Consider the following 12,409-nt stretch of genomic DNA (forward strand, 5'->3'; position numbering starts at 1 on the left):
TTGCGATAACGGCGTTGGAGCAACTGCCATGGTCGAAACCGTTTCGCCCCGGTACGCGGGCACCCGGGTCCCGCGGGTGGAAGACACCCGGCTGCTCACCGGCCGCGGCACATTCGTCGACGACGTATCCCGGCCCGGCATGCTGCATGGCTGTTTCGTGCGCAGCCCGTTCGCCCGCGCCCGGATCAACGGCATCGACGCCTCGGCCGCGCTGGCGCTGCCGGGGGTGCGCGCGGTGTTCACCGCCGCCGACCTCAACGCGTGCGTCAAAGAGGCCTGGCATGCCATCGCCGGTAAGGACGTCCCGGACACGCCACGCCCGCCGCTGGCCGAGGGCGAGGCGAAGTTCGTCGGCGACCCGGTTGCCCTGGTCGTCGCCGAGAACCGCTATGTCGCCGAGGACGCGGTCGAACTGGTCGAAGTCGACTACGCGCCGCTGTCCGGCATCGCCGATTTCACCAAGGCTGTGGGATCCGATGCGGTCATCCATGACGCCTACCCGGACAACGTCGCCGGTGGGATGGCCGGCGCACCGCCCGACGAGCAGACATTCGCGTCGGCGGCGTGCGTGGTGTCGGAGAACATTTACCAGCAGATCTATCTGCCGGTGCCGATCGAGACCCGCGGCATGGTCGTCGAGTGGTCGTCGGCTTCCGATGAGCTGACCGTCTGGGCGTCCACCCAGACGCCGCACGAGCTCCGCGAGTTCGCCGCGCGGCTGCTGGGGATTCCGGCGCAGCGGGTGCGGGTGATCATGCGCGACACCGGCGGCGCCTTCGGCCAGAAGGTCGTGCCGATGCGCGAAGACATGTGCATTCTGCTGGCCGCCCGCAAGGTGCCGGCGGCGTTGAAGTGGATCGAGGACCGCCGCGAGAACCTGATGTCGGCCGGGCAGGCCCGGCACGTCGACGGCACTGCACGGATGGCGTTCGACGACGACGGTGCCATCCTGGCCGCCGACATCGACTTCATCCAGGACGTCGGCGCCTATCCGACGCCGTATCCGGTGCTGACCACCGCGGCGATCGGCATGTTCTTCCCGGGGCCCTATCGGGTGCCCAAGGCCAGCTTCAGCTACAGGACGGTGTTCTCCAACACCGCGGGGCTGGCCGCATATCGGGGCCCGTGGCAGTACGAGACGTTGGCACGCGAGATTCTGCTGGACATCGCCGCACGCAAGATGGGCATGGATCCGGTGGAGTTGCGTCGTCGCAATATCCTTCGTGGCGACGAGATGCCGTATGTCAACCCGAACGGCATGCCGTACGACCATGTCGCACCGTCGGAGACGTTCGAGCAGGCGGTCAAGATCCTCGACCACGAGGGTTTCCGCAAGGAGCAGCGCGACGCCCTGGCGCAGGGACGTTATCTGGGCCTTGGGTTTTCGGCGTACATCGAACCGACCGGGGCAGCGACCGGCCACCTGGCCACCGAAGGCGCGACGATCCGCATCGAGCCGACCGGCAAGATCAACGTCTACGTCAACGGCGGGTCGACCGGCAACAGCATCGAAACCACCGTCGTGCAGTTGACCGCCGACGCGCTGGGCGCCGACATCGATGACGTGGCCTGCATTCAAGGCGACACGGCGGTCACCCCGTACGGGGCGGGCACCCAGGGCAGCCGCAGCGGCCCGATGACGGCGGGGGCGGTCAACGAGGCGGGAACGATGCTGCGCGAACAGGTCGTGGCGATGGCGGCCCACTATCTCGGTGTAGCGGAATCCGATGTGGAACTGGCGAATTCGCGGGCGATCGTCCGCGATGACCCGGCCAAGAGCGTGAGCTTCGGCGACCTGGCGTACCGGGCATACTACGAACCACAGCAGCTACCGCCGGAGATGTCGGCGTCGCTGGAGGCGACCGCGCGCTTCACCTCGCAGACAATGATCCACTGGGCCAACGCCACCCACGCCTGCACGTGCGAAGTTGATGTGGCCACCGGGCATGTCAAGCTGTTGCGCTACATCGTCAGTGAAGACGTCGGCCCGATGATCAACCCCAACGTCGTCGAAGGCCAGATCGCCGGCGGCACCGTGCAGGGCATCGGCGGCGCGCTGATGGAAAACCTGGTCTACGACGACGACGGCAACCCGCTGTCGTCGACGTTCGTCGACTATCTGCTGCCGACGGCCACCGAGGTGCCGCCGATCGAATTCGGCCATGTCGAGATCCCCGGCCCCGGTGTCGGCGGTTACAAGGGTGTCGGGGAGGGCGGGGCGATCGGGTCGGCGCCGGCGGTGATCAACGCGATCAACGACGCCCTGGCGCCGCTGGGTGTGACGCTCACCCACCTGCCGGCCAGCCCGGCATCCATCGTGTCATTGCTCGAACAGGCCCAACAGTAAGGACAGCCGGAAAGTGGAGCTCAACAACGAATTTCGGGTCGCTGTGCCGCCCGCGAAGACCTGGGAGGTGCTGACCGATGTCGAGCGTGTCGCCCCCTGCCTGCCCGGCGCCACCCTGCTGAGCGCCGACGGCGACGAGTTCACCGGCGCAGTCAAGGTCAAAGTGGGTCCGATCACCGTGTCCTACAAGGGGATAGCCTCGTTTTTGGAAAAGGACGCCGTCGCACAGCGGGTGGTGCTCAAGGCCGACGGCAGGGAAACGCGCGGCAACGGCAACGCCGCCGCGGTGGTGACCGCTCAACTGAAAGAAGAAGGACCAGCGACCACAGCCGTTACCATCACCACCGACCTGACCATCTCGGGTAAAGCGGCCCAATTCGGCCGCGGTGTGCTGGCCGACGTGGCTACCAACCTGATCGGCCAGTTCGCCGAGCGTCTCGAGGCCGAGCTGCTGGACACCGCTGAAACTTCCGCCACGACAAGTAACGTCGCCGAGGCAGCCGATGCCGACTCCGTCGACCTGCTCAAAGTGGTGGCCCTGCCGCTGGCCAAGCGTGCGCTACCCGTGTTAGTCGGAGTGGCGCTGGGCGCCGCGATCGGATTCGTGCTGGGCCGGCGCACATGAAAGCGGCAGCGTTCGCCTACCACCGCCCGGACACCGTCGAGGAGGCGGTGCATCTGCTCGGCCAGTACGGCGATGGTGCAAAGATCCTGGCCGGCGGGCAAAGCCTGGTCCCGATGCTGGCCATGCGCCTCACCTACTTCGAGAACCTCATCGACATCTCCCGGCTGGACGAGCTGCGAAGCATCGATCCGGTCGACGGCGAGGTGCGGATCGGGGCGGCGACACCGCACGCTTTTGTCGGGATGGACGACGAGGTCGCCGACTCGGTGCCGCTGTTGACACTGGCCACCCCGTACATCGGCCACTTCCAGATCCGCACCCGCGGGACGCTCGGCGGTGCGATCGCGCACGCCGATCCGGCGGCGGAGTACGCCGCGGTCGCGCTGGCGCTCGACGCGCAGATGGAGGCGGTGTCGCCGCGCGGCCGCCGCCAGATTCCGGCCACGGAGTTCTTCACCGGCCTATGGCAGACATCGCTGGCACCCGATGAACTCCTGACCGCGGTGCGGTTCCCGATCTGGGCCGGTCGCTGCGGCTACGCTGTGCATGAATTCGCCCGCCGCCACGGTGATTTCGCTATCGCCGGCGCTGCCGTTGCCGTGCAGATCGACGACGACGACCGGGTGTCCCGCTGCGCGATCGGCTTGCTGGGACTGGGCTCCACACCCCGGCGCGCAGCGGCTGCCGAGCAGGCGGTCGTCGGGACCTCGGTGGATGAACTGGCACCCGAGGAAGTCGGCGAGCGCGCCATGAGCGGGCTCGACGACATTCCCACCGACCTGCAGGGGTCAGCCGCATACCGCAGCAAGGTCGGCGCCGCGATGGTGGCGCGGGCATGGACCCAGGCCGGCACGGAGGCACGCAATGCATGAACGACGAGTCCGGCTGTCGGTCAACGGCCACGACACCGAGGCTGACGTCGAGCCGCGCATGACGCTGGCGGATTTCCTGCGCGAGCGGTGCGGCCTGACCGGCACCCATCTGGGCTGCGAACACGGCGCGTGTGGGGCCTGCACGGTGCTGCTCGACCGCGCCGCAGTGCGATCCTGCCTGATCTTCGCCGTCCAGGTCGACGGGATGGCGGTGACGACCGTCGAGGGCATCGCCTCCCCCGACGGCGAGCTGTCGCCGGTGCAGTCGGCGCTGCGCGAGTGCCACGGGCTGCAGTGCGGCTTTTGCACACCGGGATTCGTCATGTCGATCACCGCCCTGCTGCGCGACAACCCCAAGCCCAGCGATACCGAAATCCGCGAAGGCCTTTCCGGCAACTTCTGCCGGTGCACGGGTTACCAGGGCATCGTCAACGCCGTGCACCGCGCCACCGAACTGATGTGAGTCTTAGGCGGGAAGGCCGGCAGCCGACGCGAAAGCCCGTAGCTCGCGCCCGATGTCGGATCCGGCCGGCTGGTAGACGATCTCGGTGACACCGAGTGCGCCGAGCGCGGCGATCTTCTCGGTGATCTGCTCGGCGGTGCCGGTTAACGCCGTCGAGCTGGCGAACGGGATGAGGTCAGCGACGTGCGGCTCGTCGCGGGGGTTGGCCTTCACCAGATGTCCCTCGTGGATAGCGAGATGCCGCTCATTCTCGGGATAGGCCTCGATCGCCTCGCGCCATTCCCGCCCACCCGGCAGTGCGTCGACCGCATCGGCGCCGCCGCGTTCATAGGTGGCGTGATACAGCACCACCGCCCCAGGCCCCGCGGCGTCGACGACACGAGAGGCGGTCAACTCTTCGCCGGGGTCGAGCACGGTGCCAAACGACAGCAGCGCCCGCCAGTCGGCGACCTTCGCGGCATCGGGTTGCGGCAGCGCGGCGGAAAACACGCCGTCCCCAAGTTCCGCCGCCACGGCCAAGCCCTTGGGGCCGTCGGCGCCGATCAGGATCGGCACGTCAATCGGTCGCTCCGCCCCAAACCCGGGCAGCTGCAGCATCCGGACCGCCGCACCCTCCCACTCCGCGGTTTCACCGGCAAGAAGAGCCCGCAGACAGCGGACGTATTCGGCGACCTGTCGCCAGGGCATCGGCCGCTTGCCCAACGCGACCCGGCCGGTGAAGCCGGAACCGATCGCCACCGCGACCCGGCCAGGCGCTTGACCGACCAGTTCGGCGATGGCGGCGGCGTTCACCATCGGGTGGCGCAGACTGGGAACAAGCACGCCGGGTCCGATACCGATACGCGACGTGTGCTCCGCACACCGGCTCAGAGCCATCCACACGTCCGGGAGGATGGCGGGGGAATCGTAGAGCCACGCACGCTGGTAACCGAGCCCTTCAGCGAGCTGCACGTGCGCCGGACTGTCAGACGAGGTTGCGAACGCACACGAGATATCCATTGCTCGGACACTACTCAACGAGCGCGCAAGGATGATGGCATGAACACTGGGCTGCAAACCAACGTCGACGAAATCGCCGACGGCATCTTCCGGCTTTCCACCTGGGTACCGGGCATCACCGAACACGGCTTCACGTTCAACCAGTTCCTGTTGACCGGCGAGCAGCCGTTCCTGTTCCACTGCGGTATGCGGCAGCTCTTCCCGTTGGTGTCGGACGCCGTCGCGAAGGTGATTCCGTTGCAGCGACTGCGGTGGATCTCCTTCGCCCACCTCGAGGCCGACGAATGCGGAGCGATGAACATGCTGTTGGCCGCTGCCCCGCACGCCGAGGTCATTCACGGCCCGCTGGCGTGCATGCTCTCGCTGAACGACATGTGCGACCGGCCGCCGGTGGTCGCCCCGGAACACGACGCGCACGATATCGGCGGGCACCGATTGCGGTTCATCGCCACGCCGCACGTGCCGCACAACTGGGAAAGCGGGCTGTGGTTCGACGAGACGACCTTGACGCTGCTGGCGGGCGACCTGCTCACACATGTCGGCCAGTGCCCCGCCTTGACCGAAACCGACTGTGTGGCACCGGCATTGGAAGCAGAGTCGTTATTCCATGCCACCGGCCTGACCACCAACCTGGCGCCCACCCTGGAGCAGTTGGCCCAATTGCAGCCGACCACGTTGGCGCTGATGCACGGTGCGTCGTTCAGCGGTGACGGCGCCGGACAGCTGCGCGGACTGTCCGCCGGATTCCGTGAGAGTGCAGCTACCGACGCATCGCCCAAGTGAGACCGTCGGCAGTTGCACTCTCGCGAGAGCGGCGCAGCAAGGCGCGTCACTACAGTCACTTGCGTCACTTCGTGCGTAGGCTGAGCTGGTGCGGCTAGCGCAGAGGGCACGAACCGGCGGATGGCTGCTGGCAGTCCTATTGGTGGCCGGCTGCAGCTCAACCGTGGACGGCAATCCGGTGGCGTCCCCCGGCGCCAAGCCGTCGGTCCCACCGCCGACTGCGAAGCCGCCGCAACCCGGGACGCCGAGGCCGACGGGGCCGGCCGGAGCCATTCCATTGCCGCCCGACGACAAGGGTTACGTGTTCATCGAGACCAAATCCGGTCAGACGCGCTGCCAGATCGGCACCGGCAGCGTCGGTTGCGAGGCGGAGTTCACCAACTCCCCGATAAAGGACGGCGAACACGCCAACGGCGTGAGCGTCAGCGCCGACGGCACGGTCGAGTGGATACTGGGCAACCTCGGCGACATCCCCACGGTCACGATCGACTACCGCACCTACGACGCGGAGGGCTGGACGATCGCGGCCAGTGAAAACGGAACCCGCTTCACCAACAGCCGGACCGGCCACGGGATGTTCGTCAGCATCGAGCACGTCGAGACGTTCTGAGCGGGCATAGTCTGTCGCTCGTGGACTTTCGGGTATTCGTCGAACCGCAGCAGGGCGCGCGCTACGCCGACCAGCTCGCCGTCGCACAGGCCGCCGAATCGCTGGGCTTCTCGGCGTTCTTCCGGTCCGACCACTACGTGGCGATGAGCGGTGACGGGCTGCCCGGCCCGACCGACTCCTGGGTGACGCTGGGCGGCATCGCCCGGGAGACGTCATCGATTCGGCTGGGCACCCTGGTCACCTCGGCAACATTTCGGCACCCCGGGCCGCTGGCGGTATCGGTCGCGCAGGTCGATGACATGAGTGGCGGGCGAGTCGAGTTCGGGATCGGCACCGGCTGGTTCGAGCAGGACCATCGGGCCTACGCGATTCCGTTCCCGCCGCCCGCCGAGCGATTCGCAAGGCTGACCGAACAACTCGAGCTCATCACCGGACTGTGGACCACGCCCGCTGGTGAAACGTTCGACTACGCGGGCGCCAATTATGCGCTGAAGGACTCGCCGGCGCTGCCCAAGCCCGTGCAGCGGCCATATCCACCGATCATCGTGGGCGGGCTGGGCGCCAAACGCACCCCGATGCTGGCCGCGACGTTCGCCGACGAATTCAACGTGCCGTTCGCGTCGCTGGACACGGTCCGAACCCAGTTCGACCGAGTCGGCGCCGCGATCCAGGCCAATGGCCGGTCGATGGACTCGATGACTTATTCGGCGGCTTTCGTGGTGTGCGCTGGGCGTGACGACGCGGAGATCACCCGCCGGGCCGCCGCGATCGGGCGTGACCTCGACGAGCTGCGGACCAACTCTCCGCTGGTGGGCGCACCGAACGAGATTGTCGACCGGATCGGCCCATTCGCCGAGACCGGCGTGCAACGGATGTACCTGCAAGTGCTCGACATGGCCGACTTGGACCATCTGCAGCTGTTCGCCGACGAGGTGATCCGGCAGCTCTGAGGCCCGCGACCGCAGTACGATCGCTGCGTGACCCGCTACGGTCCTCCAGACGACCCGAGCAAAGAGCCAACCCGGATGGCCAATTACGGCGCGGAGGAGGAGGAACCAACCGGTCCTGTCGAGCCTTCCGAAGCGGAACAGCCGCCGACCCCGTGGTATCGCAAGCGCTCACTGCTGGCCGCCTGGGCCACACTGATCGGGATCCTGATCGCGCTGATCATCTACGGACTCGTCGAACTGTCCACCGGTGGCGGCGGCGGCCCCGCCACCACTACATCGACCACACCCAGCTCCACCACCACGACGACCGGCACCACGACAACCACGACAACATCGCCGTCCAGCCCGACCGAAGAAGCGCCGCCGGAGAACACCAACCCGCCCGTCCAACCGCAGCCCGGGCGACCTCCGGTGCACGAGCCGCCCCACTTACCCAAAATGCCGCCGCTGCCGCCGCTGCCGTCGACGATCACCCTGCCGCACGTACCGACCGTGATTACGCTGCCGCCGCACCTGTGACAAAAGGCGGGCCGCCCGCGTGGCTACGGTGTTTTTGCCGCGCCCGCCGCTACCATCAGCGACCGTGGCAGGCCACGAACCCCCGGGCAACGGCGGTGATGAGCCGACCCAGTATGCCGGCAACTACGGTGGCGATGAGCCGACCCAATATGCCGCCAACCACGCCGAATATCAGACCGAGCCGCACTACGACGAGGGCGAACCCGAGCCGGAAGCCGAACCGACACCGTGGTACCGCAAGCCTGCGGCGCTGATCATCTGGGGTGTGGCAGTCGGGATCCTGATTGCGTTGATTGTCTGGGGCGTCATGCGGGTGGTCAGCGGCGGCGGAAGTAGCCCCGCCACGACCACGTCGTCCACCACGGCCACGACGACAACTACGGCACCGACGACGACCACGACGAGCGTGGCACCGGTCGTACCACCCGCCAGCACGACTGCGCCTACCACCACCACGACAACCACCACGACGACGCCCACTACCACGACCACGACCACGACGACCACCGACACTACGAGCACCACGACGACCACCCCGACCACCACCGACACCACGAGCGCACCGCCACCCGGGGCGTTCAACCCGCCATCGGTGATCACGCTGCCCCCGATGCCGACCGCGATCACGTTGCCGCCGGGGCTCTGACGTCCTGGCATGTTTGCGGCACTAGCCGATACGATCGCTCCCCGTGGGGGGCAACGAACCACTAGACGACGCCGATAACGACGCGCGACTCGGCGAAGACAACGGCCGGCTGTTCAGTCCGGCCGATGACCCGTCGCCGTGGTACCTCAAGCCGTGGGTGCTGGCGGGCTGGGGTCTGCTCGTGGCGATCCTCATCGGGCTGATCATCTACGGCCTGGTTGTGCTGGCCAGCGGCGGTGGAGGCGGCGCACCATCGACCACCACATCCACGTCGTCAACCACCACCACGACCACGACGACCACCCCCACCACCACGACCGCCGCACCCACAACGGAAATCCCACCCCGGGCGACGATCGCCCCACCGGCGCCGCCGTTAAACACCCCACCGCCCCGACATCACTGGTGGGACGACTACATCCCCAACGTCCCCAACATCCCCATACCCGGGCGTTAGCGCCTAAACGCCCCGATCTACAACGGCGATCGCATTGCACCCGAGGCCGGATTCGGCCCAGCTGACACACAGCAGCAGGATTAGCGAGCGCCGAATCGGGGGATCAATAGTGACGGGAGATCGTCAAGGGGTATGTGCAATATGAGCGATTCGCTCGGGTTATCGATCGGGGTGGCCAACTTTGTGGCGGCGCGAGTGGGCAGCGTGCCGCTGACCCGCCGCTCGGTGTTGACATTGTTCGGTAACCGGCCTCCCGAGGTCGGTGTGCCGGAGGACAACCCCAACCTGACCGAGCCCGGCCTGGTGCTGCGCGGGTTCACCGAGCGGATCGGCGACCCGGCTCCGTTCCTCGCACCGGACGGATCCACGCACCACAGCGACGTGTTAGCGGTCGAGGCGCTCGATGCAATGGCCCGCGCCGTCGGCTATGGGAAACCGGTGGCAATCGCGGTTCCCGGCCATTGGGGCCAAAACGCCGTCGCGAAACTGGGCGAAGCAATGCGATCGAAGCCGGCCCTCGCGCCCGACGGCGAACCGCCGATGCTGATCTCAGACGCGACGGCGGCCCTGGCTGCGCTCTACGCCAAACCGGGCTTCCCGACCGATGGGGTGGTCGCGCTGTGCGACTTCGGCGCCGGCGGTACGAGTGTCACTCTCACCGACGCCGCAGCCAATTTTCGGCACATCGGGGAGACGGTCCGCTGCAGCGACTTCTCCGGTAATCAGGTCGACCAGGCGATCCTGAGGCACCTGCAGGCCAGCTTCGGCGGTGCCGGCGCCACCGACGCCACCGGCACCGAGCCGCTCCGGTCACCGGCCCAACGGCTCGACGAATGCCGACGCGCCAAGGAGCAACTGTCGGCGGCCACGGTCGCCGTCGTGCCTGCCGGAGTGCCCGGTGCCGGCGAGGATATCCGGCTTTCCCGCACCGAGTTGGAGAACCTCATCTCGGATCCGCTGGAACGGTGTGTCACCACCGTGCAAGAGATACTGCGGCGCACTGAGATTCCGACGGCCCGGCTGGCCGCAGTCGCGACGGTCGGCGGCGGCGCCTGCATCCCATTGGTAACCCAGCAACTGGAGGAGCGGCTGCAGGTGCCGGTGGTGACGACACCGCAACCCACGCTCAGCGCCGCCATCGGCGCGGCGGTACTCGTCGAGCAGCGATCGTCCGCGAGCGCCGCCGGCGCATCGACCGGCGTGGCGGCCGGTGCCACCGCTCCGGCTGGCCTGGACGCCGGCGCACCGACCGAGGTGGTTTCGCCGGCGTGGGCCGCCGACGCCGCCCGCGCCGCACCCGGGGAGTCGCCGGAAGACGGCCTCCAGTCGGCGACCTACCGTGCCCTGGCGTGGTCACAGGACGCCTCCTCGGCGAAAGAGCCGCTGCCGTACACCGGCGAAGACCACAGCGGCGAGCAGGGGCAACGGCCGGCGCCCGCTCCGCCCGCAGTGGCGTTCGAACCCGCCGTCCCCGCACCCGAACGGACGCCCCGGCACAAACGCCCGGGTGTGATCTTTAGCCTGGCCGCGGCGGCGGCGCTGGTCGCGCTGCTGGGAGCCGGGTTGGTCGCATTCAAGCTGAGCACCTCCAGCACCAGCCCCCTCAAGACCACCAGCAGCGTGACACCAAGCGAGCTACCCAGCGTGGGCCCAATCCCCCCACCGCCGCCGCCGACGAGCGAGACCCCGGCTTCCACCGAGTCGGTGGTCCCGCCGCCACCATCGACCACCGAGCCGACCCTGACCACCACGGTGCCGACCACGACCGTGCCGACCACCACCGTGCCGACCACCACGGTGCCAACCACCACCCCGCCAACGACTCGGCCGACCACCACTTCGCCGACGACCACATACAGCAATCCGCCGTTCCTCACGTACCCGCCCACCACGACCGCCCGGATACCGCCGTTGGTGCCGGTCACACCCACTTATGGTCGGTAGCGCGCCAGCAGGTTAGGGCAGCCTGCGTCGCGCTCGGTACCAGCAAGATGTCACTATGAGCTGGCCGAGCAGGCCCGAAACGTCAGCGAAGTTACCGTTCAGTAACCGGAATTGGGGAGACGCTCCGTGCAGACGCAGATGCTGATCAGAGTTGTCGTGGGGCTGGGTATGACGGCGATCGTCGGGTTACTCGCCCTGCGACGAGTCGGTTGGCTGGCAAAGCTCACGCTTTCCGGCCAACCCGCCACCGGGCGTAGCGACAACATCGCGGGGCGGATCTGGATCGAGCTCTCCGAGGTGCTCGGCCAGCGCCGGCTGCTGAAATGGTCGATCCCCGGCCTGGCCCACTTCTTCACCATGTGGGCCTTCTTCATCCTGCTGTCCGTCTACATCGAGGCCTACGGACTGCTGTTCGACAACAGATTCCACATCCCCTTCATCGGTCGCTCGGACGCGCTCGGGTTCATCCAAGACTTCTTCATTGCCGCGGTGACCGTCGGCATCGTCACCTTCGCGATCATCCGCATCCTGCGGAATCCGCGTGAGCTCGGACGCGCATCTCGGTTCTACGGGTCGCACAACGGCGGGGCCTGGCTGATCCTGGTGATGATCTTCAACGTTGTCTGGACGTTTGCGCTGCTCCGTGGGGCCGCCGTCAACAACGGCACGCTGCCCTACGGCAAAGCCGCATTCATCTCGCATCTCTTCGGTGCGATACTGCGCCCGCTCGGCCACGCCGGCAACGAAAATCTGGAGACGGTGGCCCTGCTGCTGCACATCGCTGTCATGTTGGCGTTCCTGATCATCGTGCTGCACTCCAAGCACCTGCACATCTTCCTGGCGCCGATCAACGTCGTGTTCAAGCGGCTGCCCGACGGGCTGGGTCCGCTGTTGCCGATGGAGTCCGGCGGCAAGCCGATCGACTTCGAAAACCCTGGCGAGGACGATGTTTTCGGCCGCGGCAAGATCGAGGACTTCACCTGGAAGGCCATGCTGGACTTCGCCACCTGCACCGAGTGCGGGCGCTGCCAGTCGCAATGCCCGGCCTGGAACACTGCCAAGCCGCACTCGCCCAAGCTGATCATCATGGATCTGCGCGACCACTGGATGGCCAAGGCGCCCTACCTGCTCGGGGAGAAGGAGCCGGCCGCCAAGGGCAGCTACATCGAGTCCGGCCGCGGCGAGGGACATCAC

At 67.4% G+C, this 12,409-nt stretch carries 12 protein-coding genes and 1 pseudogene; 12 read left to right on the plus strand and 1 reads right to left on the minus strand.

Annotated features, from left to right (window positions below; genetic code table 11):
• Positions 1-28: 28 nt before the first annotated feature.
• Genes ACRDTL_RS14640 through ACRDTL_RS14655 form a run of 4 tightly spaced genes read left to right on the plus strand, consistent with a single transcriptional unit; the run spans position 29 to position 4,307 of the window.
• On the plus strand, positions 29-2,347 hold the full coding sequence (locus ACRDTL_RS14640) for a xanthine dehydrogenase family protein molybdopterin-binding subunit (RefSeq protein ID WP_431507425.1): 2,319 nt from the start codon (positions 29-31) through the stop codon (positions 2,345-2,347).
• Between the two features lie 13 nt (positions 2,348-2,360).
• Positions 2,361-2,972: an SRPBCC family protein gene (locus ACRDTL_RS14645; RefSeq protein WP_431507426.1), complete on the plus strand. Its 612-nt coding sequence runs from the start codon at positions 2,361-2,363 to the stop codon at positions 2,970-2,972.
• Positions 2,969-3,844, plus strand: coding sequence for an FAD binding domain-containing protein (locus tag ACRDTL_RS14650; RefSeq protein WP_431507427.1), 876 nt, complete (start codon positions 2,969-2,971; stop codon positions 3,842-3,844). The genes ACRDTL_RS14645 and ACRDTL_RS14650 overlap by 4 nt, the downstream gene beginning before the upstream one ends.
• Positions 3,837-4,307: a (2Fe-2S)-binding protein gene (locus ACRDTL_RS14655; protein ID WP_431507428.1), complete on the plus strand. Its 471-nt coding sequence runs from the start codon at positions 3,837-3,839 to the stop codon at positions 4,305-4,307. Before ACRDTL_RS14650 ends, ACRDTL_RS14655 begins: the two co-directional genes overlap by 8 nt.
• A gap of 3 nt (positions 4,308-4,310) precedes the next feature.
• On the opposite strand, the gene ACRDTL_RS14660 is transcribed toward ACRDTL_RS14655, so the two are convergent.
• Entirely contained in the window at positions 4,311-5,258 is a 948-nt protein-coding gene (locus ACRDTL_RS14660) for an LLM class flavin-dependent oxidoreductase (RefSeq protein WP_431507429.1), read from the minus strand.
• Positions 5,259-5,357: 99 nt separating this feature from the next.
• On the opposite strand from ACRDTL_RS14660, the gene ACRDTL_RS14665 reads away from it, so the two are divergent.
• The 8 genes and pseudogenes from ACRDTL_RS14665 to ACRDTL_RS14700 all read left to right on the plus strand — a co-directional run.
• Positions 5,358-6,089 (plus strand): MBL fold metallo-hydrolase, encoded by a 732-nt coding sequence (locus tag ACRDTL_RS14665; RefSeq protein ID WP_431507439.1) that lies wholly within the window; start codon positions 5,358-5,360, stop codon positions 6,087-6,089.
• An 88-nt stretch (positions 6,090-6,177) separates the two neighbouring features.
• Positions 6,178-6,699 carry a hypothetical protein gene (locus tag ACRDTL_RS14670; RefSeq protein ID WP_431507430.1) on the plus strand — a complete coding sequence of 174 codons (522 nt, stop codon included), beginning with the start codon at positions 6,178-6,180 and terminating at the stop codon, positions 6,697-6,699.
• A 20-nt stretch (positions 6,700-6,719) separates the two neighbouring features.
• Positions 6,720-7,649 carry an LLM class F420-dependent oxidoreductase gene (locus ACRDTL_RS14675; RefSeq protein ID WP_431507431.1) on the plus strand — a complete coding sequence of 310 codons (930 nt, stop codon included), beginning with the start codon at positions 6,720-6,722 and terminating at the stop codon, positions 7,647-7,649.
• Positions 7,650-7,676: 27 nt separating this feature from the next.
• Positions 7,677-8,168: a hypothetical protein gene (locus ACRDTL_RS14680; RefSeq protein ID WP_431507432.1), complete on the plus strand. Its 492-nt coding sequence runs from the start codon at positions 7,677-7,679 to the stop codon at positions 8,166-8,168.
• Positions 8,169-8,232: 64 nt separating this feature from the next.
• A complete protein-coding gene (locus ACRDTL_RS14685) occupies positions 8,233-8,814 on the plus strand; it encodes an oligopeptide transporter substrate-binding protein (RefSeq protein ID WP_431507433.1) in 582 nt (193 codons plus the stop codon).
• A gap of 43 nt (positions 8,815-8,857) precedes the next feature.
• The gene (locus tag ACRDTL_RS14690) at positions 8,858-9,271 is read left to right on the plus strand and encodes a hypothetical protein (protein WP_431507434.1); all 414 of its coding nucleotides are present in this window, start codon (positions 8,858-8,860) and stop codon (positions 9,269-9,271) included.
• 141 nt (positions 9,272-9,412) lie between these two features.
• Positions 9,413-11,215, plus strand: a complete 1,803-nt coding sequence (locus ACRDTL_RS14695) for an Hsp70 family protein (RefSeq protein WP_431507435.1) — start codon at positions 9,413-9,415, stop codon at positions 11,213-11,215.
• A 126-nt stretch (positions 11,216-11,341) separates the two neighbouring features.
• A pseudogene (locus tag ACRDTL_RS14700) lies at positions 11,342-12,409 on the plus strand (FeS-binding protein); the annotation flags it as partial.

It is taken from the genome of Mycobacterium sp. (genome assembly GCF_050700595.1).
GTDB lineage: Bacteria > Actinomycetota > Actinomycetes > Mycobacteriales > Mycobacteriaceae > Mycobacterium.